Consider the following 24,899-nt stretch of genomic DNA (forward strand, 5'->3'; position numbering starts at 1 on the left):
ACTCACCTGAGGTCGGTGGCCCGGCCGCGGTCCCACTGATTCCGCCGTCCGACACCACACAACGGAAGCCGAATCGAAATCGCAACAGCCCGGATCCCGATTCTCCAGGCGAATTGTGGACACTGAGCTCAGTTGCCCCAGAACCGCTCGAGGAATTCGAGCACCTCGGCCGATGCGGCCATCGTCGTCGCATGGTCGAACCCGCGAACGATGTGCAGTTCGGAGTCGGGCACCAGGGCGGCAGCGGCACGGGTGTCGCCCAGCCGGGTTCGATCCTCGCTGCCGACGTAGAACAGCGACGGTTGCGTGAAGTGCTGCAGGACGTCGTCGGGTAGGCCGGGATCGGCGTCGGACGCTCGGATGTACGCGGCCATGGCCTGAGCATCGTTGGCGGAGAACACCGCTCGTGTTCCCGGGTCGATGGGGAACATGCGGTGCTCGTTCCACGCCTCGAGGAACCCATCCATGCCGCTGCGCTCCAACACGTCCGCGCAGCCCGGGAAGAACAGCCTGTCGAACGCTCCCGCCTGAGCGCCGTGACTACCGCCCCCCACCGCGAGTGAACGCACGCGTTCGGGCCTCGCCGCCGTCAACGCGAGACCGGCCCGCGCACCGAACGAATAGCCGAGATAGTCGACGGTCGGAGCGCCGACCGCGTCGAGAACCGCCGTCAGATCTCCGACGATATTGGCCATGGCATAGGCGTCGGGAGTATGGGGCTTCTCGCTGCGGCCATGACCGCGACTGTCGACCAGTATGAGCTGCCGAGTCCCGCGCAACGCCTTCACATATCCGAACGTCCGCCAAATCGTGTGCGTCAGGAAACTGCCGTGCACCATCAACAACGGCGGCCCGGACCCCACCACCGTGTATGCGATCTGCGTCCCATCATCTGCATTCGAGGCGTATTCCACCTTCCGATTCTGACCCTGGAAGTCCACTCAACGTGACATTGACCCCCGAAAAGGCCACCGAACGTCACATTGACTCCTCCCGGGTGGGTGTTTCCTCGGCCGAGTCGGCCGAGTCGGTGGGCTGGGCGATCGGCGTCAGGTCGATGGTGCGGGTAGGGGCGATCGCGTCGAGGAACGGGCGATCGTGGCTGGCGATGATCAGTGCACCCTCGAATGTGTTCAGTGCGTCGATGAGGTGTTGGCGGCTGGTGATGTCGAGGTTGTTGGTGGGCTCGTCGAGCATCAGTAGTTTCGGTGCAGGCTCGGCCAGCAGGATTCGTGCCAGTGCGGCTCGCAGTCGCTCGCCTCCGGAGAGGGTGGCGACGACGGCGTCGGCGTCGGATCCGCGGAAGAGGAATCGCGCCAGTTGTCCACGGATCTGTTCGGCGGTGGCGTGGGGGGCCACGTCGGCGATGTTCTCGGCAACGGTGCGTGATTCGTCGAAGATGTCGAGGCGTTGCGGGAGGTATTTCCACGGCACTTCGGCGTCGGCGGCGTCGAGACTGCGCAGCAGGGTGGTTTTGCCGCTTCCGTTCGGCCCGACGAGTGCGATGCGTTCGGGACCGACGATGTGAACGTCGTCATGAGTCAGAACTACCTGTCCCGGATGAACTTTCGTTGCGGGCAGGTCGACGCGTATCTCGCGGTCGTCGCGCAGGAGATCCTCGGCGGCAGACAGTGACGTTCGGGCATCGTCGACGCGGTCGCCGTGGGTACCGCGTAGTTTGCCGGCCGATTCCTGTGCGGCCCGCTTGCGTCGGCCCGCAAGGACCGGTGGTACGCGCTTCTGCTCCGCCATCTTCTTGCCGTAGCGCAACCTGCGATCCAGTTTGATTTGTGTATCGACCAATTCGCGTTCCTGCTTGCGCACGTCGTTCTTGGCGTCTCGGACGCTCGCCCGAGCGGCTTTCTGTTCGGAGTCGATCACCGATCGGTAGTGCGTGTAGTTTCCACCGAACAGGCGTACTCGGGAGGTGCCGCTGCGTTCGGCGCGGACCTCGGCGACGGTATCGACACGCTCGAGCAATTCGAGGTCGTGGCTGCAGACGACGAGCACCCCGGAGTATCCGTCCACGGCCGCATACAGTCGTTCTCGTGCAACGAGACCCAGGTTGTTGGTCGGCTCGTCCAACAGCAGTACGTCTGGTTCGGCGAGCAACTGCGCGGTGAGAGCCAGCAGCATCGCTTCGCCACCGGACAGCGTGCCGACCGGTCGATCCAGGTCTTCGAGGGTGCCGACGATGCCGCCCAGACCGAGCTTGTTCAGCAACGCCAGGGCGCGCTCCTCGACGTCCCAGGCCGATCCGACGATGGCGAAATCGTCCTCGGAAGATGTACCGGATTCGATGCGATGCAATGCCTTTCGGACCGAATCGATGGCCAGCACGCGATCCACCGGGAGCTCGGGGTCGAGTGCGATGTCCTGACGGAGATAACCCAGGACGCCGGGCATCGAGATCGAACCGCGCTGCGGCGTCAGTTCTGCGGCGAGCAATCTCAGAAGGGTCGACTTTCCGGCACCGTTCGATCCGACGAGACCTGTTGTGCCGCTGGGGAAGATGGCCGACAACGCGTCGAACACGGGGTCGCCGTCGGGCCAGGAGAACGTCAGATCGGAGACAGAGAGGGAAGATGAATGAGGCATGGATGCTCCAAAGGTGTGCGTGCGGTCGAACTGCAGGCGTCTAGAACCTTTGGAAGAGCAATGGCCTCTCCGAATCTGTGGGCAACAAGGCGATCTCCACGCTAATGCCGAACGTGGGCAATTCGCAAGCGATTTAGACCGAGGGTCCCTTCTTGCGTAGTTCGTCCACTGTCGACATGGCTCCGCGCAGTTCGTCCAACCAGTCCTGCGTGTGCTCGCCGACCAACTTCACGGCCCACGACAGAGCGTCTGCACGAGACCGCGCGACTCCGGCATCGACGAGGGTGTCGAGGACGCGTCGTTCGGGCTGACGCAGGCGGGTCATGACCGGGACGGCCAGATGGGTGAATAGGACTACCTCGGAATCGGTCCGAACGCCCCAGGCGACCTTGCGTCCGTAGCGCTTCTCGGCCTCGTCGGCAATCTGCATGCGCTCGGCCCGGGTGCCTTCTCGGAATCGGGCGATGCGGCCTTCGGTGGCGGCAGGTGAACTGCCCTCCTCGGTGGCCAACGTCCCGACCACAACGATCTCTTCGCGATCCACCTCGACCGACGCGGTGCCCTCGAACCAGCTGTCGGGCAATCTGCCGCCGAACCAGTCGCCGGCATCGGTGGCGTCGGGAACATCTGCGTGCTGCCAGCCGCCGGGGCGACCGAACGAGCGTCCATTGGGTTTCATGGTGACTCCTCTGTAGGTTCGTAATACTGATTACATGATTACACCCCATCTCGGGTTCGCGCCACCGCCGATTCGTCGGAGGCCTGGGGCATGATCGACTCCGTGCGCACAACGAGAAGACCGACGACTCTGGCCGCAATCGTGTCCGTACTGGCGCTGGTGGTCGCTGCCTGCGGAAACAGCGGGCCCGATCAGCCGCAGACTGTCGCCGAGCAGTTCGCGGCCGCCGTCAGCAGCTCGAACATCGATCAGGCAGCCGCGCTGACGACCGATCCCGCGGGCGCGAGCGCCGCGCTCACCCAGCTGTACGACGGGCTGTCCGGCGGCGGAACGGTGACCGCCACTCCCGATTTCGAGGCTGTCGACGCGAACGAGGATGCGGGCACGTTCACGCTGAACGCCGATTGGCGCTTCTCGACCACCACCGACGGCACGGCGGAACCGGACGGCCAGCCGAAAGAGTGGAACTACACGACGTCTGCGACCGCGGCAGAGACTCCGCAAGGGTGGAAGATCACCTGGGACCCGGCCATCTTGGTCCCCGGACTCACGGCCGATTCCTCGGTCCGATTCACCCCGACCGACGCGCTCGTCGCGCCCAGGGTTTTCGATGCCAACGGCGGCGAGCTCATGTCGCAGCAGGTCGTCACCCTCGTCAACGTCGATGCGACGGCCGATCCGGTGGCCGTCGCAGCTCTCGTCGGATCCGTCGTTCCCGGGATCACGGCCCAGTCTGTTGCGTCGTCCGTTGCTGCTGCACAAGGCAATTCAGCAACCATAGTCTCGCTCCGTCAGGCGGATATCGATCCCATCGGAGCGCAGCTCGCGGCCGTTCCGGGAGTCACCCTGGCACCACAGACTCGGCTGCTGGCCACCGATCGCAATCTTGTCTCGCCGGTTCTCAGCGACCTGACGACGCTGTGGGAACAGGAGCAGGCGGCCAATCGGGGCTGGGCGATCCAATCGGTCGCTGCCGACAACACCGTCACCCAGCTTGCCGGTCGCGATGCCTCCACCGGTGACGACATCGCGACCACCGTCGACTCGGCGTTGCAGATCAAGGCCGAGAACGCCCTGGCGTCGGTGCCGCAGCAGGCTGCGATCGTCGCGCTTCGGCCGTCTACCGGAGAGGTTCTCGCCGTCGCGCAGAACGCCGCAGCGGATGCGGAGGGCCCGATTGCTCTGACCGGTCTCTACCCGCCCGGGTCGACCTTCAAGACGGTGACCACCTCGGCTGCTCTGCAATCCGGTGCCGTCACCCCCGACACCGTGTTGCCGTGCCCGGCGACGGAAAACATCGAGGGACGTCAGATTCCCAACGACGACAACTTCGCGCTCGGCGACGTTCCACTGCACACTGCCTTCGCGAAATCGTGCAACACGACGATGGGCCGACTCGGCGTCGCCCTGCCGCCGAACGGTCTGACCGACGCGGCCGCGCAGTACGGCCTCGGCGTCGACTACGTGACCCCGGGCCTGACGACCGTCACCGGTTCGGTGCCGTCAGCCGACACCCCGGCGCAGCGCGTCGAATCCGCCATCGGCCAAGGGCAGGTGACTGCGTCACCGTTCGGTATGGCGCTGGTCGCGTCGTCGATCGCGAACAACGGATTGCTCCCGCCGACGGTCGTCTCGGGTAAGCCCGGTGTGGGAAACATGCAGCCGGCAGCGGTGAACCCACAGGTCACCGAGCAGATCAAGGCCATGATGCGCGAGACCATCACCGGTGGTACGGCCACGGCACTGAACGACATTCCGGGGCTGCTCGGCAAGACCGGAACCGCCGAATTCGGGCCGAACAACGAAGGAGCGCACGGCTGGTTCGTTGGGATCTCCGGTGATCTCGCGTTCGCAGTCTTCGTGAACAACGCGGGAAGTTCGGCGCCCGCCATCGAGGCTGCGGGACGCTTTCTGAGGTAACAGCCCGAGGTAAACGGACCACTCCGTATCTCAATCGTGACCGGCTCGTATGAATCCCGTGCTTGTTACTCGTGTGACTACAGTGAATATTGTGACTCATGAGTTCTATGAGTCGTGTCCGTCGTGGCCCGCGCAAGGTCCGCGGTCGCTACCTCGTCGCAGTTGCAGCATCGGCGACGCTGTCGGTCTCGGCCGTGTTCTGGATGGTCGACCGCCCACCGAGCGAGGCCGAGGTATTGGTCTCCAAATTCGTCGACGCGCTGGACAACCGCGATGTCGCGGCGGCGGCCGCACTGACGACGTACCCGAACGCCGCGACGGCAGCTCTGAATCAGATGTTCGACGGTTTGTCGGCCGACGGTAGATCGACGGGCGACTTCGACCTGACTCAGTACATGGATCTCTCCGACGAGAGCGGATTCTTCACGCTCGCGTCTGCCTGGAATTTCGGCGAGGGCAAGGACTGGAAGTACAGCGCTCAGGGCGCAACCAAGAAGCTCAGTGTCGGCTGGCGTATCGCGTGGGATCCGGCCACGCTCGTTCCGGATCTGACCTCGGGCGGGTCGGTTCGCTACACCCGCACCGACGCCGCTCCGCCGTTGATCTTCGATTCCGCGAACAACGTGCTGATGAGTGAGCGGACCATCAACGCCATCTCTCTCGACCCCGCCCAGATGAGTGATCCGGCGGCGTCGACTCAGCAACTCGCCGATGTCATCGACGTCGTCGCGCCGCTGATCACCTCCGAATCGCTACTGAAGGAACTCGATTCGGCCCACGGAGCTCCGATCACCGCAGTGACACTGCGCGACGACGACTTCGCCGTTCTCGAGGACGATCTGCGAGCGGTGCCGGGAGTGGTGGTCGCCCCGCAGCCGAAGCTCATCGTCGACGACCGTCGAATCACCTCCCCGGTGCTCGACTCCCTGCGCGCCGCATGGCAATCCGGCCGCGACGCCACGGCAGGCTGGGCCGTCGACACCTACACCGTCGACGGAACCGGTGAACGACGCGTGGGATTCCAGGGACCGGGCGGACCGGACTTGCACGCAACACTCGATCCGCGCGTCCAACTCGCGGCCGAGAACGCTGTGGTGATGGCGGGTACGTCCGCGTCGATCGTGGCGGTGTCCACGTCGACCGGTGCGATACTCGGTGCGGCACAGAACAGTTACGCCAACGAGCAGGGCGACGTGGTGTTCGCCGGCTCCTATCCGGCCGGCACCGCGTCGGAGTTGATCAAAGCCGTACAGGCCGACCGGGGCGACGACAGTGCCGAAGACGCGGCGGCACGCCTGGGTCTGGGAATTCACTATGCGATGCCCGGTCTCGACGCCTACACCGGCACCCCCGCCGACAGCCGGAGCGCGATCGACGGCATTCGGAACGTCTTCACCGCATCCGGAGCCGAGGCGACGGTGACACCGTTCGGACTTGCCCAGATGGCAGCAGCGATCTCCCGCGGCAGCGCGCCCACGCCGGCCATCGTCGCCGGGCAGACTGCAGTGGCAGACCGCGCGGCCGAGCCCATGGGCCCTGCCGCTGCAGCCCGCCTGCGTGAGATCGTGGCCGCATCGTCGAACAGCAGTGGTCTCGATACGTTCGACGGCGTCCAGGGATTTGCCGGGGAGAGCGGCGATGATCGCTTCGTGCTCGCCACCAGTGGCGATGTTGCCTTCGCCGTCTACATCGAGGACGCCGACGGTGGAGATCAGGCAGTGCGGATGACGAGCCGCTTTCTGCAGGAGATGGCGAACCCCGTCGAATAGGGCTCGATCGTTAGGCACGGTAGTTTTGTTCGGTGACTGTGCTCGATTTCGGACTACTGGTGGTGGCCGGGTTCTTCGCCGGCCTCATCGGGTTCGTCACCGGGCTCGCATCCCTCGTGTCCTATCCGGCGCTGTTGGCGGTAGGGCTTCCCGCGGTCTCGGCGAACGTCACCAACACCGTCGCGCTGGTCGCTGCCGGAGTGGGTGCCACTACGAGCTCGTCGGCCGAACTCGCCAAGGACGGCAAACAGCTGATTCGCTACGCCGTCTACTCGGCGCTCGGCGGGACCACCGGAGCCATCCTGTTGCTCGTCACTCCGGAGGGATCGTTCGAGGTCATCGTGCCGTTCCTGGTCGCGATGGCTGCGATTGCACTGCTTCTGCAGCCGAAAATCCGAACGCTGTCCGGCGGCAAGCAATTTCCGACGCTGTACCCGCTGGCGCTGTTCGCCGTCGCCATCTACGGGGGCTACTTCGGAGCCGGAGCCGGGGTTATCTTCCTGGCCCTGGCGCTGATCTGTACGTCCGATACGTTCTGGCGCGCAAGCATTCTGAAGAGCTTCTTCCTCGGCATCGCCAATCTCATTGCGGCGATCATCTTCTCGTTCTCCGGCCACGTGAACTGGTGGGCCGCTCTGGCTCTCGCAATCGGCTGCTTCGTCGGCGGTGCCTGCGGGCCACCGACCGTCAAGGTGATCTCACCGATCGTGCTCCGCGTCGGCGTCGGCATTCTGGGACTCGGCCTCGCCGGCTGGTTGGGGTACCAGGCATTCGGCTGACGTCGTAGGTGATCTGAGTGTCCACCATTTCAGCCGGGAGGCGCGATCCCGCTTCTGGAACGAAATAGTGGACAGTCAGATCAGTGCTGCGCGATCAATTCCGGAGCCGCCGGGGCACCGCAGCATCCACCGGTCGTCGGGGCGTCGGGCTCGTCGAACAGGCCGGCCCCACCGCAGACGCCCGTGTCGGGCAACGTCAGCTCCACCTTTCGCGCGCCCTCGTGATCGCCTGCCAGTTCGGCGGCGATGCTGCGCACCTGCTCGTATCCGGTCATCGACAGAAACGTCGGCGCACGTCCGTAGCTCTTCATGCCGACCAGGTACAGGCCGGGCTCGGGCTGAGTGAGCTCCTCGACTCCGTGTGGTGACACCGAGCCGCAGGAGTGGATGTTCGGATCCACCAGTTCGGCGACGAACTTCGGTGCCTGCAGAGTGGGATCGAGATCGAGGCGCACTTCGGACAACCACGAAAGATCCGGACGGAACCCGGTCAGTGCGACGACGCGGTCGACGTTCTCGATACGGGTGCCGCCGTCGCCCACGAGGGTGAGCCGATCACCCTGCACCGCAACGGCTTCGGTGCGAAATCCGGAGACCACGGTGAGGTAACCGTCGTCGACGGCCTTCTTCGCGCGTTGGCCGAGTGCGCCGCGCGCCGCGAGTTCGTCGGCCGCGCCGCCGCCGAAGACCTCCGCGGTGACGCCTCGGCGCACGGCCCAGGTGAGCGTCGTGCCGGGCTCGTCGGCGGCGAGCTCTGCGAAGGTGATGATGGCGGTCAGCGCGGAGTGGCCGCTACCGGCGATGACGGTGTGCTTGCCCGCGAACTGGGAGCGAATCGCCGGATCGGTCAAATCGAGGACTCGGTAGTCGATGCGGTCGGCGGCGGCCTTCTCGCCGATGGCCGGAAGTCCCTCGCTTCCCAACGGATTCGGCGATCCCCAGGTGCCCGACGCGTCGACCACGGCGCGAGCGAGGATGCGTTCCTCGCTGCCGTCGGAGTGGCGAACATGCACCGACAGTGGTTCGGTGTCGCGTCCGGCGTCGACGACGCGGTCGCGTCCACGGCGGGCGACGCCGACCACTTCGCAGTCGACTCGGACGGTATCGCCGAGCACAGCAGCGAGGGGCGCGAGATAGTGCTCCACCCATTCGCGTCCGGTGGCGTAGGTGTCGCCGTCCGGTGGAGTCCAACCGGTGGGTTCGAGCAGTCGGGCGGCAGCCGGGTCGACGACCTCGGACCACGGAGAGAACAGCCGCACGTGATTCCATTCGGACACCGCCGATCCGGCCGACGGTCCACGTTCGAGAAGGATGACGGCAGAACCGGTTTCGGTCAGGTGCGCCGCGGCAGCGAGACCGATGGGGCCTGCGCCGACCACCACTACGGGGTATTCGTTCATGACTGATCTACCTTTCCTCGTCGAACGAGAGTGTCCACTGCTGCGCGTGCGGTCCGGCCGACGCCGATGAGCGTCGCCGAGGCCGGGCCGGTCCAGTCGCCGTAACCCAGGAACACCAGCGTCGGTTCACCGCGAACGTGATTGCCGTTTAACACTATTCCCGATCCTTCGGTGTGCAGGTGCAGCGGCTGCAGATGCCGCAGTGCGGGTCGGAATCCGGTGCACCAGAGGATTACATCCAGCTTCTCCGTCGTATGTCCGTCGGTGACGCCGTCGGTGGTGATCGCGGTGAACATCGGCCGGGCGTGCAGCACTCCGCGATCCCTGGCCTCCCGCACCGGCGGGACCATGACGATGTCGCCCAGACCGGCGACCCCTCCGGTATCGGGCCCGCCTGCCGCCAGAGTGCGGGACCGATCGCTGGCGACATCGAACAGCACCCGACCGTCGACGTCATCGGGCAGAAACCTCGGCTCGCGGTTGGTGAACCACAGGGTCTGCGCGACCGTGGATATCTCGGCGAGTATCTGCGCCGCCGAGTTTCCGCCGCCGACGATGCCCACTCGCTTGCCCACGAACTGATCCGGCGTTCGGTAGTCAGCGGCATGCAGCTGGGTCCCACCGAACTCACGCATGCCCGGGTAGCTCGGCCAGAACGGCCGAGACCACGTTCCCGTCGCACTGACGACTGCTGCGGCACCGTACGACTCGCCGTCGGTGTCGACTCGATAGCCCTCGGTCGTACGATGCACGGACTTCACGTCGACGGGCCTCTGCACCGGCAAGTCGTACTTCTTCTCGTACGCCCGCAGGTAGTCCACCACATGCGATGCCGGCGGAAAACCACTGTGCCACTCCGGCATCGGCCAACCGGGTAGTCGCGAGTACTCGGCCGGCGAGAACAGATGCAGGGACGGCCAGTAGTCCTGCCAGGACCCGCCGGCGTGCGTCTGGTTGTCGAGGATGACGAAGTCCAGACCGGCTCGTCGCAGGTAGTAGCCGGCGGCCAGTCCTGCCTGACCGCCGCCGATCACCACCACCTCGGTGTTCATTCGAATCAGGTTTCCGCGCTGCGCAATCGGGATGCCAGTTCTCCGACGCGGCCCGCGATGTCGTCACGCACCAGACGCATCCGCTCGATGCCGTCGATACCGCGTTCGGACGGTTCGTCGGTGTCCCAGTTCTCGAATCTGGGGCCGTCGACCACGTCTACCTTGGCCTCACCGCCGAGGGTGACGACGTAGTCCATCCGGGCGAGCAGAGCGGGGTCGATCGGTTTCGGTACTTCACCCGACAGATCGACGCCGACTTCGAGGAGTGCCTCGGCGGACAGTGCGTTGACTGCGCAACCGGGTTCGGTTCCGGCAGAGTGCACTTCGACCGAATTGCCGACCGTCTTGCGCATCAGGCCGGCCGCCATCTGTGATTTGCCGCCGTTCTTGACGCAGACGAACAGCACGCTGGGTGTCGTCATGATGCCGAACTCTGCTTCGCTGGAACCAGTTCGGCGATCAGGTCTTCGATCCGACGCTTGATCTCGTCGCGAATCGGGCGCACTGCCTCGACGCCTTTTCCTGCCGGATCGGCCAGTGCCCAGTCGCGGTAGCTCACGCCCGGGAACACCGGGCACGCGTCGCCACAGCCCATGGTGATGACGACGTCGGACGTCTCGACGGCCTCGGTGGTCAGGATCTTCGGCGACTGCGACGAGATGTCGATACCGACCTCGGCCATGGCCTCCACCGCTGCCGAGTTGATGGTGTCCGCGGGAGCGCTACCGGCAGAACGTACCTCGACGGTATCGCCGGCGAGATGGGTCAGAAATCCGGCGGCCATCTGAGATCGACCGGCGTTGTGGACGCAGACAAAGAGAACACTGGGTGTGTCGGACATCAGGAATCCTTCGATGACGTGGTCGTGGAAAGGCTGGGGGAGAACCGCTTCCGCAAGGCGAGGGAAACATAGACGAGGCCGACCAGGACCGGCACCTCGATGAGCGGACCGACGACCCCGGCGAGTGCCTGCCCGGACGTTGCGCCGTAGGTGGCGATGGCGACGGCGATGGCGAGCTCGAAGTTGTTGCCCGCAGCGGTGAATGCGAGGGTGGTAGTGCGTTCGTAGCCCAGGCCCATGGCGGCACCGAGTGCGTAACCGCCGCCCCACATCACCGCGAAGTAGACCAGCAGAGGCAGCGCGATGCGCACCACGTCCCAGGGCTGTGAGGTGATCCGATCACCCTGCAGCGCAAAGAGAACGACGATGGTGAACAACAGCCCGTAGAGAGCCCACGGGGCGATCCTGGGGATGAACTTCTCCTCGTACCACGCACGACCCTTGGCGCGTTCACCGAAGAAGCGCGATGCAAATCCGGCTATCAGCGGGATTCCGAGGAAGATCAGCACCGACTTCGCGATCTGCCACGGCGACGCTTCGATCGTGGTCTGCTCCAGGCCGAGCCAGCCGGGCAGTACCGAGAGGTAGAACCATCCGAGGACGGCGAACATGAAGACCTGGAACACCGAGTTGATCGCCACCAGCACGGCCGCGGCCTCACGGTCTCCGCAGGCGAGGTCGTTCCAGATGATGACCATCGCGATGCATCGAGCGAGGCCGACGATGATCAGGCCGGTCCGGTACTCGGGCAGGTCGGGCAGGAAAAGCCATGCGAGAGCGAACATCAGCGCCGGTCCGAGGACCCAGTTGAGAACGAGCGATCCGATCAGCAGTCGCCTGTCGCCGGTGACGGTGTCGAGGCGGTCGTAGCGGACCTTGGCCAGTACCGGATACATCATGATGAGCAGGCCGACGGCGATCGGCAGCGACACCCCGTCGACGGAGATGGACGACAACGCGTCGTTCAGCCCGGGGACCATGCGCCCCAGGATCAGGCCGACGACCATGGCGACACCGATCCACACCGGGAGGAACCGATCGAGCGTGGAGAGTTTGCCGACGACGGCGGTGTCCGTGGTGGTGCTCATACCGCGACCACCGTGGGGTCCGCGGCGGTGAGTACCGACGACAGTTGTTGCAAAGCAGCTGGAACGACCCAGTAGTAGACCCAGGTTCCGCGTCGCTCACAGTCGAGCAGCCCGGCTTCGCGGAGCACCTTGAGGTGGTGGGAGATCGTCGGTTGCGACAGGTCGAAAGCGGGGGAGATGTCACACACGCACGCTTCGCCGCCGGCATGGCTGGCGACGAGGCTGAGCAACCGCAGGCGCACAGGATCGCCCAGCGCCTTGAACATGCGGGCCAGATCCCCGGCCCAGTCCACGGTCAGCGGTTCGTGGACGAGCGGCGAACAGCATGCGCCGGCCGAGGAGGTCAGGTCTTGATTCGACATTGGTCTATATTGACCCTTGTCGAATCAGCCGTCAAGTGAACAGTCGCTGAACCCGGACCAGACGGTAGAGGACGCCGAGCAGTGTCACAACGGTGCCGATCGCGATCGACGACAAGGGCAGCGTGGCAATGAGAACCAGGCACCCGAGCGCTCCGAGCGCCTGCAGGGGGCGCGGATAGCGTCGGTGTTCGGTGCCCTGGGTGTACGCGCTGACGTTGGCGACGAGGTAGTACAGCAGCACTCCGAAGGACGAGAAGCCGATGGCGTCACGAAGATCCACTAGCAGGATTGCGGCACTGACGATCGCCGCCAGAGTGATCTCGGCCCGGTGCGGCACCGAGTAGCGAGGGTGGACCGCAGTCAGATACGACGGCAGATCATGGTGGCGGGCCATCGCCAACGACGTGCGTCCGATACCGGCGATCAAGGCCAGCAACGCTCCGAGCGCGGCCAGTCCGGCACCGATGCGCATGACAGGTGATGCCCACGAATACCCTGACGTCACAACGAGATCGACCAGCGGAGCCGACGACGAGGCCAGTAGGTCCGGGCCCAATACCGTCAACAATGTCACGGCAACCGCTGCATAGATCAGCAACGCGATGCCGAGTGCAGAGACGATGGCCCGTGGAATGGTGCGCTCGGGCCGCACCACTTCCTCGCCGAGGGTGGCGATGCGCGCGTAGCCGGCGAAGGCGAAGAACAGCAATCCCGCGGACTGCAGAATTCCGTACCAGCCGTCCCCGGTGAGGGATCCCGAAGCGCCGATGCCGTTGCCCGGCGAGCCGGCGAAGCCCAGAACCACCCCGATGACGAGGATGGCGAGCACCGCGGTGACGAGGATCTTCGTCAGCAGCGCCGTGCGAGTGATACCGAAGTAGTTCACCACCGTCAACGCAACAATGGCAAGAATCGCAACGACTTTCGTATAGCCGGAAGGGGCGACGTAGGCCGCGAACACCATCGCCATGGCCGCTGAGCTTGCGGTCTTGCCGATGACGAAGGTCCAGCCGGCGAGGAAGCCGGGCCACTCACCGAGTTGTTCGCGACCGTAGATGTACGTCCCGCCCGACGTCGGATACTGGGCGGCGAGTTGCGCGGACGACGTTGCGTTGCAGAGCGCGACGACAGCCGCGATGGCGAGGCCGATCAGCAAGCCGGCACCCGCTGCGGCCGACGCGGGAGCGAACGACGCGAACACTCCCGCCCCGACCATCGAGCCGACACCGATGACGATTGCATCGACAAGGCCCAGTCGACGGGCCAGCGGCTGTGGGTCGGTCATGCCTGGACCCGGATGTCGATCACGGCGACAACTGTAGAGGCCCTACACCAGTGGCAACAGGCCAGATGTCGGCCGCGGTCTACTTCTTCTGCTGGTACACGTCCGGAATTCCGTCGTGGTCGTCGTCGCGGGTCTCTTCGATGTAGAAGTCCCGGTACGCCTTGTTGCGGGTACGCAGAATGATCGACGCGATGGACGCTGCGATGATCGAACCGGCGAGCACACCGACCTTCACGTGGTCGTCGCGCTCTGTTCCTTCACCGAATGCCAGATCGCCGATCAGCAGCGACACCGTGAAACCGATACCGGCGAGCATCGCGACGCCGAAGACGTCGAGCCATTTCAAGCCGGCATCGAGGGTGGCCCGGGTGAAGCGCGAGACCAGGTAGGTGGTGCCGAAGATGCCGATGGCCTTGCCGATGACGAGGCCGGCGATGATGCCGATGGCAATCGGGTCGGTCAGGGCGCTGGCCAGGCCGGAGAAGCCGCCGACAGTCACACCGGCTGCACAGAAGGCGAACAGCGGCACAGCGATACCCGCGGAGATGGGTCGGATCTTGTGCTCGAAATGCTCGGCGAGACCGGGGCCCGCATCGGGGCCACCGTTCGCCTTGCTCCGGATCACCGGGACGGCGAAGCCGAGCAGAACGCCCGCGACGGTGGCGTGGACACCCGACTCGTGCATGAGCACCCACGTCACCACGGCCAGCGGGATGAGCACCCACCACGAGCGGACGCGCATCTGCACGGCGACGGCGAACAGCGCGAGCGGGATCAGCGTCAGGCCGAGCGCGATGAAGTTGATGTCGTCGGTGTAGAAGATCGCGATGACGCTGACGGCCAAAAGGTCGTCGACCACGGCCAGAGTCAGCAGGAAGGTTCGCAGCGCTGTCGGCAGATGCGTGCTGATCACAGCGAGAACGGCCACGGCGAACGCGATATCGGTCGCGGTGGGAATGGCCCAGCCGAGCAGAGCGCCATCCCCGGTGCCGAGGTTGAACAGCACGAAAATGACTGCGGGAACGACCATTCCGCCGACGGCCGCGGCCACCGGCAATGCGGCGCGTGCCGGATCGCGCAGATCACCGGCAACGAACTCGCGTTTGAGTTCGAGTCCGACGACGAAGAAGAAGATGGCCAACAGCCCGTCGGCGGCCCACGTCGACAGAGTCAGATCGAGATGCAGGGCCGACGGCCCGACGCGAGTGCTCATCAATGTGTCGTAGGCGGCGGACCACGGTGAGTTGGCCCACACGAGCGCGACCACGGTGGCAACGAGAAGCAATGCGCCGCCGACGGTCTCTTTGCGCAAGACCTGTGCGATGCGGTCGGCCTCGGACCAGGAACCGCGAGAGAACAGCGGCAATCTCTCTTTGGGAATCGGTGAATCAGACACGGGAACAACGCCTTTCGGTAGCAACGTCGTGCTGAGCGCGTCCGCCGAGTAGGCGGACATGTGCGCAGCACAGAACAATTGCCGACCAGACTTCCCGGCGCACCGTGGATGATCCTATCGCGAAAAGGTCCCTGTCACCGAACCGAGGGAATGAATCTGGCGATCGCGCGCCAACCGAGCAGCAGAACCGCGGTCGAAATCGTCGCAACGATGATGAACGCGGTAGCGGTTCCCTGACCTGTCGCCGTGCGCAGGATCATGCCTCCGACGACCGTGGTCACCCACACCAGAATGCCCGTCGGAAGAACGAGGAACGCGTCGAACTTGTTGCGGTACAGAGCGAACGTCGCGATCCAGCCGACAGCGGCACCGACGACGAACGGCCACGCGGTGTGGAAGAGGCCGGACAGCGCGGTGGCTTCGTCGTGACTGCGACGGCCGATCGCGGCGAACAGCACGATCATGACGAGATCGAGGACGGCAGCGACGGCCGGGGAACGAAACTTCACGGGCCCACTGTAGGACACCGACGCGAACGGCCCGCGCCTACGAGTGCAGGTGCGGGCCGTTCGATGCCACTGGATCCCGCCCCCCAGGTCCGGATCAATGTGGGTTTCAGTCGGTTGGACTGCAACAAAGGCGCATTGATCCGGAAGGGGAGGGGTGAATCCGGAAGGGGAGGGGTGAATCCGGAAGGGGAGGGGTAAATCCGGAAGGGGAGGGGTGAATCCGGAAGGCGGGGGCGGGAGGCGGGGGTGAAACTTACGCCTGCAGGCCGGCCTCGATGTCGAGGTTCAGGGCGATCTTGTCGCCGACGACTGCGCCGCCGCCTTCGAGGGGCATGTCGATGCTGATGCCGAAGTCCTTGCGGTTGATGGTGGTGCTGGCTTCGAAGCCTGCGACCGGTCCGTTGCCCATGCCGGCGTTGACGCCGTTGAACTCGAGCTTGAGGTCGATGGACTTGGTGACGCCGTGGAGGGTGAAGTCTCCGGTGACGACGAAGTCTCCGCCGTCGGCCTTGACCGAGGTGGACTTGAACGTCGCGGTCGGGAACTTCTCGACCTCGAAGAAGTCGGCAGTCTTGAGGTGGCCGTCGCGCTGCTCGTTGTCGGTGGTGATCGAGGTGACGTCGATCTTGGCGTCGACGGACGGGGTGCCGTCGGCGGCGACGGTGACAGTGCCGCTGAAGTTCTGGAAACGGCCGCGGACCTTGCTGACCACCAGGTGGCGGACGGTGAATCCGACGGTGGAGTGGGTGGGATCGATGGCCCAGGTGCCTGCGGTGAGCTCGGGAAGCGCGATGGCGGTGGTCATGAGGACTCCTTGTTGGGTTGAAGTTTCAAACTCATAGTACACAAGCGGACCGGGGTCCGTATATATTCCGGGTGAACGGACAGTGACGGATGCCATACCGAACAGCACGGGGCTAGGCGGTCTCCGGATCGCCTTTGGAGTCGCGATCGTGCTCGGCGGCTCGGCCGAGATCGGAGGTCTCCTGCCGCTCGAGGGCGATGTCGAATTCGAGATCGGCGTGCTGGTGCTTACGGAACAGGACGAGGAACACGATCCACCCGACGATGGCGACCAAGATGAAGCTGACCCCGCGATAGACCAGGGCCGACGCCACTGCCTGCGACGCGGTGATGGACGCGGCGCTGGTCAGGAACGCGATGAGGGTGGCGTCGACGACCACCAGACCACCGGGTGCGAGCGGGACGGATCCGACGGCCTTGCCCGCCGCGAATGCGATGAACAGCCCGGACAGCCGTGGATCTGCGCCGACGGCGAAACATGCGAACGCCAGGCACGCGACGTCCGCGAGCCGGTGCACGGCCGACCAGGACAGTGTGAGCGCGCCGTCCCGTTTGCCGAGCTGTACGGATTGGATCTGGCCGATGACCTTGTCGATGGCCTCGGCTCCGGCGTCGAGATCGTGGTTGCGGAACGCGTTGTACTTGCGCAGACCCCAGCGGGCGAACTGTTTGATGGACTCCGGGTGGTTCGAGATGTATCGGACAGCGGCCACGATCGCGATGACGCCGATGATCGGGAGCACCACGGTGAAGGTGTTGAACGAACTACCGACCACCAGTCCGCCGGCAACGCCGAGCACTGCCAACCCGGCTGCGGCGATGACGCCGGAGATGGCGAGCTGCCACGAGGCGACAACCGGACTCGCACCCCAGCGCCGGGTCTCGCGGTAGGTGAAGGCCGTCGAGAACACCTGGCCGGCGGGCAGAGTGAGCGACATCGCGGTGCTGCCGTAGATGACGGCCACGGACTTGCGTTGACGCACCTGTACGCCGCCCGCGTCGAGCAGCTGCTTCTGGACTCGGCCGAACGCGCTGAGCGACACGGCTTGGGCAACTACGCACGCAGCCAGCCAGCCCCAATGGATTTCTCGTACTGCTGTCCAGGATTCGTGCAGCCGTGGCCACAGGTAAATTGCCTCGCCCACCAGCAGAGCGACCAGGGCGATTGCGGCGATCCACTTGACCCATCTCAGCCGGTTTCGCGGGCGCCGCGCTGCGGGTCCGCTGGTCGAGCTGGGGTCGGGCATCCTGTCAGACTAACCGTCACTCGAGGGGGAGTCGGGATACTCCACCGGCCAGGCCAGGTGGGTTGCCCGTCGTCGGCCACGCAGTTGCACCTGGTCGCCCAACTCCCACTGTTCCTGCTCCTCGTCGTCGGCGAAGTACAGGGCCGAGGTGGATGCCAGAACGCGTCCGGGCCGCAGTTTCGCCAGTTCGGTGAGCCGCGACGCCTCGTTGACCGGGTCTCCGATGACCGTGTACTCGAAGCGCTCGGACGCGCCGATGTTGCCGGCGACGGCCAGGCCCGCGGACACCCCGATGCCGATGTCGAGTCCGGTGATCTCGTCCAGAGCGAAACGCAGTTCACGCGCCGCGGCCAAGGCCGCGGTGGGAGCGTCGGGACGGTCGAGCGGCGCCCCAAAGATCGCCAGCGCCGCGTCGCCCATGAATTTGTTGACGAAGCCGTGGTGGCGTCCGACGACGTCGACGACCACCCGGAAGAACTCGTTGAGCAACACCACGACCTCACTCGGCGGGCGTTCCGACGCGGTGGCGGTGGATCCGACCATGTCGACGAACAGCACGGCGACGAATCGTGTCTCGCCGCCCAGCTCGGTACCGAACTGCAGTGCTCGACGCGCCACGTCCTCGCCGACGTGCTGGCCGAACAGCTGACGCAGCACGCGTCGCTCGGCGGATTCCTCCATCATGCGGTTGAAGCCGACCTGGAGGCGACCGATCTCGCTGCCGTCGAACACGTCGACCTCGACGTCGGTCTCGCCGCGTTGCACGCGTTCGATGGCGTTGTGCAGTTGGCTGATCGGGTCGGAGATCTGGCTCGCCGTGAGCATCGACAGGACGAAGGCCTGCACGATGGCCAGCACACTGAGCAGGATGATGGCCACGGCCAGTGCGTTCGGCGAGAACACCAGGTCGGTCGTCAGCTGGGTGGCACACAGCAAGATGATGCCGATGACGGGCATCAACGTGCCCAGTCCCCACGTCATGGCCATGCGGGTACCGACGCCGGGCGTCATCGTGCGATCGAAGCGGCCTTCGCTCAGTGCCAATGCGGCGACCGGGCGCAGGATGCGTTCGCCGAGCATGTAGGTGAAACCGAAGGTGACGGTGGCGGCCATACCGACGGTGACGATGACGGCGATGGACAGCGACGGCATCTCCGCGATGGTCAGCAGCACGAAGATGATGCCGCCGATGATCCACAGAATCAGGTGCACGATGGCTTGACGCAGCGGCGCGTGCAGCGTCGTCATCTGTTCCTTGCGGGTGGGCGGGCCGCCGCGAAGCTGCCACCTGATGACCGAGCGCAGCAGTGTGTACGCGTAGATCAGGCTGACCACCAGGGCAACACCCAGATACGCACCGAAGATGTACACGTTGCGGACGCGATCGGCGACGATCGATTGCGACTCCGGAATGGGCAGACCGTAGCGAACGAAGGCGAAGACCAGAACTGCGCCGAAGACGTTGGCGATGAGCATCGAGAGCATATAGAGCGGCCAGCGACTCTTCAGGGTGAGCGAGACCGCTCGGAAAGATGCCAGCACAGGTTAAATTTAGCGGGTGAGCACCGACGAGTTGCGGGCGCAAGGTACGGGGGCGTCCCCGCGCCTCACTTCGGCCGCAGATTCGGTGCACCCGCTGGTACGGGTTGGGGCGGAATGGACGTGGCGACTGCTGGTCCTGTTTGCCGGATTCATCACTTTTGCCTATGTGATTGCGAAATTGAGCACGGTGGTCATCCCGCTGGGTCTGGCGCTGCTGGCGGCCGCTCTCCTGGTGCCGATCGTCGACTGGATGCAGCGCCGGGGAGTGCCGCGTGTCGCTGCGGTGATCATCGTGATCATCGCCAGCATCGGCGTCGTCGCCGGAATCATGACGTTCATCGTCGAGCAGTTCATCGAGGGGCTGCCGCAGGTGGGCGATCAGTTCACTCAATCGATCAACAGCGTCGAGGAGTGGCTCAGCAACGGGCCGCTGCACATCAGCGAAGACCAGATTCGGCAAGCGACCGACAATCTGGTCAAGGTCATCCAGGACAACCAGGAGGCCGTCACCAGTGGGGCATTGACCACGGCGACGGTGATCGGCGAAATTCTGACCGGGGCGCTGCTGACGCTGTTCACGCTGATCTTCTTCCTGTACGGCGGTGATCAGATCTGGCAGTTCGTCACCCGGCTGGCACCGACGAAGGCGCGCAAGAAGATTCGCACAGCCGGCATCCAAGGTTTCGGGTCGCTCGTGGGATACGTCCGCGCGACGGTGGCCGTCGCCGCAGCCGACGCGGTGGGCATCGGAGCCGGGCTCGCCATTCTCGGTGTACCGCTGGCACTTCCGTTGGCCTCGCTGGTGTTCATCGGCGCATTCATACCGATCATCGGTGCCGTGCTGACCGGATTCGTCGCAGTGTTCATCGCGCTGGTGACGAAGGGGCTCATCACCGCCGTCATCACCCTGGGCATCGTGATAGCGGTCATGCAGCTCGAAGGCCATGTGTTGCAGCCACTTCTGCTCGGCCGCGCCGTTCGGCTGCACCCACTGGCCGTCGTGCTGTCCATCACCGTCGGCATTCTGCTCGCGGGCATCGTCGGCGGCTTGCTGGCGGTCCCGATCGTTGCGGTGCTCAACACCGCCGTCCGGTCGCTGCTCGCCGACGACCCCGACGAGGTGTACGAAGAACTCGATGTCAGCGACACGCTGTACTCCGCCGAACCCAGCGACCCGGACACTCCTCCCGGTTCGTCCGAGCCCGATCGACTTGCCAAGGGGGAGCTGAACACTGCAGACCCGAAGACCGATGCGGACGACTGACCGAGTGCGGCCGACGCTGAACTCGGCCGATCCCGACAGCCCGCTGTGGCGGGCCTCGCAGGCCTTCCGCCTGGTCACTCTCGTGTACGCCGTCAGCTATCAGGCCGCGACCGTCGACAACTACACCAACCCGCGGCTGAGTTGGGCGTTGGTCGCCCTGATGGCCGTATGGTCCGGAGCTTCGGCACTCCTGCTCTCGAGGGCCACCCTGCCGCGCTGGCAGGTGGTGCTCGCAGATCAGATCATCGTGATCGCCCTGATGGCGTCGACGCGGTTGGTGGCCGACTACGACTGGTACAGCACCCGCCAGACCCTGCCCACCACCCTGTGGGCCACCAACGCCGTCATCTCCGCCGCAATTCTGTTGGGGCCCAAGGGTGGTATCGCCTCGGGTGTGGTGATGTCGTTGGTCAGTGCCCTGGTACGAGACAGGTTCGACACCGACCTGTGGTCGGACGCCACCGCCCCGGTGCTGCTGTCGGCCGGGCTCGCGTTGGGATTGGCGTCGAACACCGCCCGGCGCGCCCACGAGGAATTGCGCAGTGCGGCACGGTTGGCCGCGATCACCGAGGAGCGTGAGCGGCTGGCCCGACAGGTGCACGACGGGGTTCTGCAGGTGCTGGCCCTCGTCCGCCGTCGAGGTCTCGAAATAGGCGGTCCGGCAGCCGAACTCGCCGAGCTCGCCGGTGAGCAGGAAGTCGCTCTGCGCGTGCTGATCTCCGAACAGTCGGCTCCGCGCGACGATCACACCGGATCGATCGTCGACGTGCGCGCCCTGCTGCGCACCCAGGCCGGCACGTCGATCTCGGTGTCGACTCCCGCCGACCCGGTGCTCGTCGAATCCGACGTCGCCGACGAGCTCGCTGCCGTCGTGACCACTGCCCTGTCCAACGTCGAACTTCACGCAGGTGCCGATGCGAAGGCCTACGTACTGCTCGAAGACGTCGACGGAGAGCTGATCCTGAGCATTCGTGACGACGGCCGCGGAATACCCGCCGGACGGCTCGCCGCCGCCGAGGCCGAGGGCCGGATGGGCGTCTCGAAGTCCATCCTCGGCCGGGTCGAATCTCTCGGCGGTACTGCGATACTCGACACCGGAGAGGGCGAGGGCACCGAATGGGAAATTCGGGTTCCGCGAACGAGAGGAGCGAGATGACCGGCGACGAGAATCCGAACGCCGAGATCGCGGTGATGGTCGTCGACGATCACCCCATGTGGCGTGACGGCGTCGCCCGGGATCTCGAGGCCGCCGGATTTCGGGTGGTCGCCACCGCGGACGGAGTAGCCGCGGCCGGACGCCGCGCCCGAGCGACCACTCCCGACGTCGTCCTCATGGACATGCATCTGCCCGACGGGAACGGTGCCGATGCCACCGTCGCAGTGCTGGACGCGTCCCCGAAATCCACGATTCTGGTGCTCTCGGCATCGGCGGAACGCAGCGACGTGCTCGACGCGATCAAGGCAGGTGCGACGGGTTACCTCGTCAAGAGTGCCTCGGCGGAGGAACTGTTCGACGCCGTCCGCGCTACCGCAGCCGGACAAGCGGTGTTCACCCCGGGTCTGGCCGGTTTGGTTCTCGGCGAATTCCGGCGGATGTCGTCGTCACCGGAGCCGGAGTCCGATACCCGCCCCACGTTGACCGAGCGCGAGACCGAGGTGCTCAGACTGGTCGCAAAAGGGCTCAGCGCCAAGCAGATTGCGACCCGTTTGACGCTCAGCCACCGGACGGTCGAGAACCACGTGCAGGCGACACTGCGAAAACTGCAGCTGGCCAACCGCGTCGAATTGACCCGGTACGCCATCGAAAAGGGTCTGTAGGGGTTTGCGACCCGGCCCGACGGGCACTCTTGACCCCATGACCGACAACGAAGCAGTGGACACGACAGTCGATCCGGCCGAGCACACGAAGGGCGTCGACGCCGACCAGGATCAGACCGGTGACGAGCGCGCCGAGGCCATCGACGAATTCGACGGCCATCTGGACGGGTCGGGCGAGGAGTCCGAGCTTCCGACGCCCGAGCCGACCGAAGTGGCCGACAAGAGCGACGAGAAGACCGTCACCCGGTCCGAGTAGCCCCTACTGGGCACACAGCCTGCCGAGCGCGAATTTGGCGATCGGCAGGTAGGGAAGAACCAGCGGCAGCGGGCCGTCGATGGTGATCCACGCCCTGGTTCCACTGGGTCGTGAGACGACTCCGTGTGTCAGATCCACGCCGATGGCTCGGTTCTGGAACCATGCCGACCACGCCCACGTCCACGAGTGTTCGTCCACCGAGTGCACCTCGAAGTCGATCGGCACCCCCAACGGCCCCAGCACTCGGCCGGAGGTATCGGAGTCGAGGCGTTCACCGCGGTATTCGACGCCCATGATCTGCGGAGCCCAGGTCTTCCAGACCGTCGGGTCCATGTAACGCTCCCAGACCTCGGGTGCCGGGGCGTCGCCGGTGGATTGCAGTGTCACTCGCATAGCTCTCACCTACCCGCTGGTAGCGGTCTCCACACGGATATTCGCCGAACGTTCGGTCACCATCCACCGCCGTGGCATCGGGTGGACGTCCGGCTGGAGAGACTGAGCAGGTGCGCATCGTTCAACTGGCGAACTTCTACGGGCCGCGGTCCGGCGGTTTGCGGACGGCCGTCGATCAGCTGGGATCGGGCTACGTGGCCGCTGGTCACGACGTGACGCTGATCGTGCCGGGTGCCCGGTGGAGTGAGACGACGCTGCAGTCGGGAGTGACGCGCGTCGAGGTGCCGGCGCCGAAAGTTCCGTTCACCGGCGGCTACCGTGTGGCCGACCCGCGACGAGTGGCCTCGATCGCGTCGGGTCTACGTCCGGACGTGATCGAAGTGTCGGACCGGCTGACCCTGCGCGGAATGGGCAGGTGGGCGTCGCGGCGCGACATCCGCAGCGTGATGATCTCCCACGAGCGTCTCGACCGGCTGCTGGCTCAGACGATGCCGATGCGATACGCCCGGCCCCTCGCCGACGCGGCCAACCGACGCACTGCCGAGTCGTACGACGCCGTCGTCTGCACCACCGAGTTCGCACAGCAGGAATTCGATCGAATCGGAACGCCCAACGTCCATCGAGTCCCGCTCGGCGTCGATCTCGAGCTGTTCCATCCCCGACGACGCCGAGCCGGCGCGCGCTCGGCATGGCTGGGTAGCGCCGACCGGCTGCTGGTCCACTGCGGCCGACTGTCGGTGGAAAAGCATGTCGAGACCAGCATCGATTCGCTTGCCGCGCTCTGCGATTCGGGTATGCGGGCTCGGTTGGTCATCGCCGGCGACGGCCCCCGACGAGCGGGCCTCGAACGACGCGCCCGCGGGCTGCCTGTCGACTTCCTCGGCTTCGTCGACGGCAGGTCGGCCGTCGCCGAGCTGCTCGCCTCGGCAGACATCGCTCTCGCGCCGGGGCCGCACGAGACATTCGGCCTCGCGGCATTGGAATCGCTCGCCGCGGGCACGCCCGTCGTCGTCTCCGAAACCTCGGCACTGGCCCAGATCGTCACCCCGCAATGCGGTGGATCCTCGATCAACACCGCCGACGGCTTCGCAGCGGAAATCCAACGGCTGCTTCGACTTCCGGCCGACGGACGCCGGATCGCGGCGAGGGTACGCGCCGAAGAGTTCGGCTGGCCCGCATCGGTACACGGAATGTTGTCGGTTCTCCGCGGGCACGCCGCCTGAGAACTTCGCTACCCTGGGCCCATGGAGGCAAGGGATCTGCGAGTGTCCGATGCCGAACGCGAGCACGTCGGGCAGCTGCTGCAACGGGCAGTCGGCCAAGGCATGTTGTCGCTCGGTGAGTTCACCGAAAGAATGGACACCGCTCTGGCGTCGAAGACCCGGGGCGAACTGAACTCGGTACTCGCCGATCTACCGGGCATGCAGATCGCCGGCGAGCACCTCCCGTCGCCGAAACCCTTCGCCGATCCCACCCCACAACCGACGCCGCGCCGCGTCGTGCAGGAGCACTGGGGACACGGCGGCGGTACCCCGGACACGGTACGCGGCAGCATGTCCACCATCACCCGCAAAGGCCCGTGGAACGTACCGCGCCGGTTGAACGTGGTGACGCGGCTGTCGTCGGTGACACTCGACTTCACGCAGGCCGTCATGGTCAGCCAGGTCGTCGACATCCACGTCGACGACTACTGCAGCTCGGTCACGTTGATCCTCCCGACCGAAGCCACCGCCGACGTCAACGGTGCCGAGGCCGTTGCAGGTACCGTCACCAACAAGGTGCGCACCGGCCCGCCGTACGGACCGCTGCACGTGGTGCTCACCGGGAAGGTCCGCTTCGGTTCCCTCACCGTCAAGCACCCCTTCGGCAGCTCGTTCCGTAAAATTTTCGGATAGTC

At 65.4% G+C, this 24,899-nt stretch carries 25 protein-coding genes; 9 read left to right on the forward strand and 16 right to left on the reverse strand.

The window, feature by feature from the left end:
- Positions 1–128: 128 nt before the first annotated feature.
- The 3 genes from AB0P23_RS09470 to AB0P23_RS09480 form a co-directional block, all read right to left on the reverse strand.
- Entirely contained in the window at positions 129–914 is a 786-nt protein-coding gene (locus AB0P23_RS09470) for an alpha/beta hydrolase (protein WP_363797342.1), read from the reverse strand.
- Between the two features lie 64 nt (positions 915–978).
- On the reverse strand, positions 979–2,598 hold the full coding sequence (locus AB0P23_RS09475) for an ATP-binding cassette domain-containing protein (RefSeq protein ID WP_363797343.1): 1,620 nt from the start codon (positions 2,596–2,598) through the stop codon (positions 979–981).
- A gap of 133 nt (positions 2,599–2,731) precedes the next feature.
- Positions 2,732–3,277, reverse strand: coding sequence for a hypothetical protein (locus AB0P23_RS09480; protein WP_032374791.1), 546 nt, complete (start codon positions 3,275–3,277; stop codon positions 2,732–2,734).
- Between the two features lie 90 nt (positions 3,278–3,367).
- Between AB0P23_RS09480 and AB0P23_RS09485 the strand changes: the two genes are divergently transcribed.
- The 3 genes from AB0P23_RS09485 (at position 3,368) to AB0P23_RS09495 (ending at position 7,745) form a co-directional block, all read left to right on the forward strand.
- Positions 3,368–5,197: a penicillin-binding transpeptidase domain-containing protein gene (locus tag AB0P23_RS09485; RefSeq protein WP_287452491.1), complete on the forward strand. Its 1,830-nt coding sequence runs from the start codon at positions 3,368–3,370 to the stop codon at positions 5,195–5,197.
- A 107-nt stretch (positions 5,198–5,304) separates the two neighbouring features.
- Positions 5,305–6,966: an NTF2-like N-terminal transpeptidase domain-containing protein gene (locus tag AB0P23_RS09490; protein ID WP_287452496.1), complete on the forward strand. Its 1,662-nt coding sequence runs from the start codon at positions 5,305–5,307 to the stop codon at positions 6,964–6,966.
- Between the two features lie 32 nt (positions 6,967–6,998).
- Positions 6,999–7,745, forward strand: coding sequence for a sulfite exporter TauE/SafE family protein (locus AB0P23_RS09495; protein WP_094651144.1), 747 nt, complete (start codon positions 6,999–7,001; stop codon positions 7,743–7,745).
- Between the two features lie 80 nt (positions 7,746–7,825).
- Here the strand turns inward: AB0P23_RS09495 and AB0P23_RS09500 are convergent, their stop codons facing one another.
- The 12 genes from AB0P23_RS09500 to AB0P23_RS09555 all read right to left on the reverse strand — a co-directional run bounded on the left by AB0P23_RS09500 (position 7,826) and on the right by AB0P23_RS09555 (position 19,214).
- Entirely contained in the window at positions 7,826–9,145 is a 1,320-nt protein-coding gene (locus tag AB0P23_RS09500; RefSeq protein WP_363797345.1) for an FAD-dependent oxidoreductase, read from the reverse strand.
- Positions 9,142–10,197, reverse strand: coding sequence for an ArsO family NAD(P)H-dependent flavin-containing monooxygenase (locus AB0P23_RS09505; protein ID WP_283550059.1), 1,056 nt, complete (start codon positions 10,195–10,197; stop codon positions 9,142–9,144). Before AB0P23_RS09505 ends, AB0P23_RS09500 begins: the two co-directional genes overlap by 4 nt.
- 5 nt (positions 10,198–10,202) lie before the next feature.
- Positions 10,203–10,619, reverse strand: a complete 417-nt coding sequence (locus AB0P23_RS09510; protein WP_363797346.1) for a low molecular weight phosphatase family protein — start codon at positions 10,617–10,619, stop codon at positions 10,203–10,205.
- Positions 10,616–11,038, reverse strand: a complete 423-nt coding sequence (locus AB0P23_RS09515) for an arsenate reductase ArsC (protein ID WP_048317867.1) — start codon at positions 11,036–11,038, stop codon at positions 10,616–10,618. Before AB0P23_RS09515 ends, AB0P23_RS09510 begins: the two co-directional genes overlap by 4 nt.
- On the reverse strand, positions 11,038–12,126 hold the full coding sequence (gene arsB / locus AB0P23_RS09520) for an ACR3 family arsenite efflux transporter (RefSeq protein WP_032406047.1): 1,089 nt from the start codon (positions 12,124–12,126) through the stop codon (positions 11,038–11,040). The genes AB0P23_RS09515 and arsB overlap by 1 nt, the downstream gene beginning before the upstream one ends.
- On the reverse strand, positions 12,123–12,488 hold the full coding sequence (locus AB0P23_RS09525; RefSeq protein WP_032406048.1) for a metalloregulator ArsR/SmtB family transcription factor: 366 nt from the start codon (positions 12,486–12,488) through the stop codon (positions 12,123–12,125). Before AB0P23_RS09525 ends, arsB begins: the two co-directional genes overlap by 4 nt.
- Before the next feature lie 31 nt (positions 12,489–12,519).
- Positions 12,520–13,773 (reverse strand): APC family permease, encoded by a 1,254-nt coding sequence (locus tag AB0P23_RS09530; RefSeq protein WP_363797348.1) that lies wholly within the window; start codon positions 13,771–13,773, stop codon positions 12,520–12,522.
- A 79-nt stretch (positions 13,774–13,852) separates the two neighbouring features.
- Positions 13,853–15,229 carry a Na+/H+ antiporter NhaA gene (gene nhaA, locus AB0P23_RS09535; protein ID WP_363797350.1) on the reverse strand — a complete coding sequence of 459 codons (1,377 nt, stop codon included), beginning with the start codon at positions 15,227–15,229 and terminating at the stop codon, positions 13,853–13,855.
- Positions 15,230–15,303: 74 nt separating this feature from the next.
- Positions 15,304–15,678 carry a DUF3054 domain-containing protein gene (locus AB0P23_RS09540; protein WP_032374801.1) on the reverse strand — a complete coding sequence of 125 codons (375 nt, stop codon included), beginning with the start codon at positions 15,676–15,678 and terminating at the stop codon, positions 15,304–15,306.
- A 253-nt stretch (positions 15,679–15,931) separates the two neighbouring features.
- Positions 15,932–16,483: a YceI family protein gene (locus tag AB0P23_RS09545; RefSeq protein ID WP_287454038.1), complete on the reverse strand. Its 552-nt coding sequence runs from the start codon at positions 16,481–16,483 to the stop codon at positions 15,932–15,934.
- Positions 16,484–16,595: 112 nt separating this feature from the next.
- Positions 16,596–17,729: a YbhN family protein gene (locus AB0P23_RS09550; protein WP_032392098.1), complete on the reverse strand. Its 1,134-nt coding sequence runs from the start codon at positions 17,727–17,729 to the stop codon at positions 16,596–16,598.
- 9 nt (positions 17,730–17,738) lie between these two features.
- Positions 17,739–19,214, reverse strand: a complete 1,476-nt coding sequence (locus AB0P23_RS09555) for an adenylate/guanylate cyclase domain-containing protein (RefSeq protein WP_027495358.1) — start codon at positions 19,212–19,214, stop codon at positions 17,739–17,741.
- A 142-nt stretch (positions 19,215–19,356) separates the two neighbouring features.
- Between AB0P23_RS09555 and AB0P23_RS09560 the strand changes: the two genes are divergently transcribed.
- Genes AB0P23_RS09560 through AB0P23_RS09575 form a run of 4 tightly spaced genes read left to right on the forward strand, consistent with a single transcriptional unit; the run spans position 19,357 to position 22,609 of the window.
- Positions 19,357–20,535, forward strand: a complete 1,179-nt coding sequence (locus AB0P23_RS09560; protein ID WP_032367436.1) for an AI-2E family transporter — start codon at positions 19,357–19,359, stop codon at positions 20,533–20,535.
- Positions 20,522–21,691: a DUF5931 domain-containing protein gene (locus AB0P23_RS09565; protein ID WP_057474410.1), complete on the forward strand. Its 1,170-nt coding sequence runs from the start codon at positions 20,522–20,524 to the stop codon at positions 21,689–21,691. Before AB0P23_RS09560 ends, AB0P23_RS09565 begins: the two co-directional genes overlap by 14 nt.
- Before the next feature lie 35 nt (positions 21,692–21,726).
- Positions 21,727–22,353, forward strand: a complete 627-nt coding sequence (locus AB0P23_RS09570; RefSeq protein ID WP_027495360.1) for a response regulator transcription factor — start codon at positions 21,727–21,729, stop codon at positions 22,351–22,353.
- Positions 22,354–22,390: 37 nt separating this feature from the next.
- Entirely contained in the window at positions 22,391–22,609 is a 219-nt protein-coding gene (locus tag AB0P23_RS09575; protein WP_032367104.1) for a hypothetical protein, read from the forward strand.
- 3 nt (positions 22,610–22,612) lie between these two features.
- Here AB0P23_RS09575 and AB0P23_RS09580 read toward each other — a convergent pair whose 3' ends face one another.
- On the reverse strand, positions 22,613–23,002 hold the full coding sequence (locus AB0P23_RS09580; RefSeq protein WP_027495362.1) for a hypothetical protein: 390 nt from the start codon (positions 23,000–23,002) through the stop codon (positions 22,613–22,615).
- A 110-nt stretch (positions 23,003–23,112) separates the two neighbouring features.
- Here AB0P23_RS09580 and AB0P23_RS09585 point away from each other — a divergent pair, with 110 nt between their 5' ends.
- Complete coding sequence (locus AB0P23_RS09585) at positions 23,113–24,225, forward strand: glycosyltransferase (protein WP_027495363.1); 1,113 nt, start codon at positions 23,113–23,115, stop codon at positions 24,223–24,225.
- A 21-nt stretch (positions 24,226–24,246) separates the two neighbouring features.
- Positions 24,247–24,897, forward strand: coding sequence for a DUF1707 domain-containing protein (locus AB0P23_RS09590; RefSeq protein ID WP_032369502.1), 651 nt, complete (start codon positions 24,247–24,249; stop codon positions 24,895–24,897).
- Positions 24,898–24,899: the final 2 nt, after the last annotated feature.

Origin of the sequence: Rhodococcus sp. NPDC077669 (assembly GCF_040686915.1) — a bacterium.
In the GTDB taxonomy this organism is placed as follows: Bacteria; Actinomycetota; Actinomycetes; order Mycobacteriales; family Mycobacteriaceae; genus Rhodococcoides; species Rhodococcoides fascians.

Coding starts and splice junctions, on each gene's coding strand:
- AB0P23_RS09475 (WP_363797343.1), bottom strand. CDS start 2,598: ATGCCTCATTCATCTTCCCTCTCTGTCTCCGATCTGACGTTCTCCTGG.
- AB0P23_RS09480 (WP_032374791.1), bottom strand. CDS start 3,277: ATGAAACCCAATGGACGCTCGTTCGGTCGCCCCGGCGGCTGGCAGCAC.
- AB0P23_RS09485 (WP_287452491.1), top strand. CDS start 3,368: ATGATCGACTCCGTGCGCACAACGAGAAGACCGACGACTCTGGCCGCA.
- AB0P23_RS09490 (WP_287452496.1), top strand. CDS start 5,305: ATGAGTCGTGTCCGTCGTGGCCCGCGCAAGGTCCGCGGTCGCTACCTC.
- AB0P23_RS09500 (WP_363797345.1), bottom strand. CDS start 9,145: ATGAACGAATACCCCGTAGTGGTGGTCGGCGCAGGCCCCATCGGTCTC.
- AB0P23_RS09505 (WP_283550059.1), bottom strand. CDS start 10,197: ATGAACACCGAGGTGGTGGTGATCGGCGGCGGTCAGGCAGGACTGGCC.
- AB0P23_RS09510 (WP_363797346.1), bottom strand. CDS start 10,619: ATGACGACACCCAGCGTGCTGTTCGTCTGCGTCAAGAACGGCGGCAAA.
- AB0P23_RS09515 (WP_048317867.1), bottom strand. CDS start 11,038: ATGTCCGACACACCCAGTGTTCTCTTTGTCTGCGTCCACAACGCCGGT.
- arsB (WP_032406047.1), bottom strand. CDS start 12,126: ATGAGCACCACCACGGACACCGCCGTCGTCGGCAAACTCTCCACGCTC.
- AB0P23_RS09525 (WP_032406048.1), bottom strand. CDS start 12,488: ATGTCGAATCAAGACCTGACCTCCTCGGCCGGCGCATGCTGTTCGCCG.
- AB0P23_RS09530 (WP_363797348.1), bottom strand. CDS start 13,773: ATGACCGACCCACAGCCGCTGGCCCGTCGACTGGGCCTTGTCGATGCA.
- nhaA (WP_363797350.1), bottom strand. CDS start 15,229: ATGTCCGCCTACTCGGCGGACGCGCTCAGCACGACGTTGCTACCGAAA.
- AB0P23_RS09545 (WP_287454038.1), bottom strand. CDS start 16,483: ATGACCACCGCCATCGCGCTTCCCGAGCTCACCGCAGGCACCTGGGCC.
- AB0P23_RS09550 (WP_032392098.1), bottom strand. CDS start 17,729: ATGCCCGACCCCAGCTCGACCAGCGGACCCGCAGCGCGGCGCCCGCGA.
- AB0P23_RS09555 (WP_027495358.1), bottom strand. CDS start 19,214: ATGCTCTCGATGCTCATCGCCAACGTCTTCGGCGCAGTTCTGGTCTTC.
- AB0P23_RS09565 (WP_057474410.1), top strand. CDS start 20,522: ATGCGGACGACTGACCGAGTGCGGCCGACGCTGAACTCGGCCGATCCC.
- AB0P23_RS09570 (WP_027495360.1), top strand. CDS start 21,727: ATGGTCGTCGACGATCACCCCATGTGGCGTGACGGCGTCGCCCGGGAT.
- AB0P23_RS09575 (WP_032367104.1), top strand. CDS start 22,391: ATGACCGACAACGAAGCAGTGGACACGACAGTCGATCCGGCCGAGCAC.
- AB0P23_RS09580 (WP_027495362.1), bottom strand. CDS start 23,002: ATGCGAGTGACACTGCAATCCACCGGCGACGCCCCGGCACCCGAGGTC.
- AB0P23_RS09590 (WP_032369502.1), top strand. CDS start 24,247: ATGGAGGCAAGGGATCTGCGAGTGTCCGATGCCGAACGCGAGCACGTC.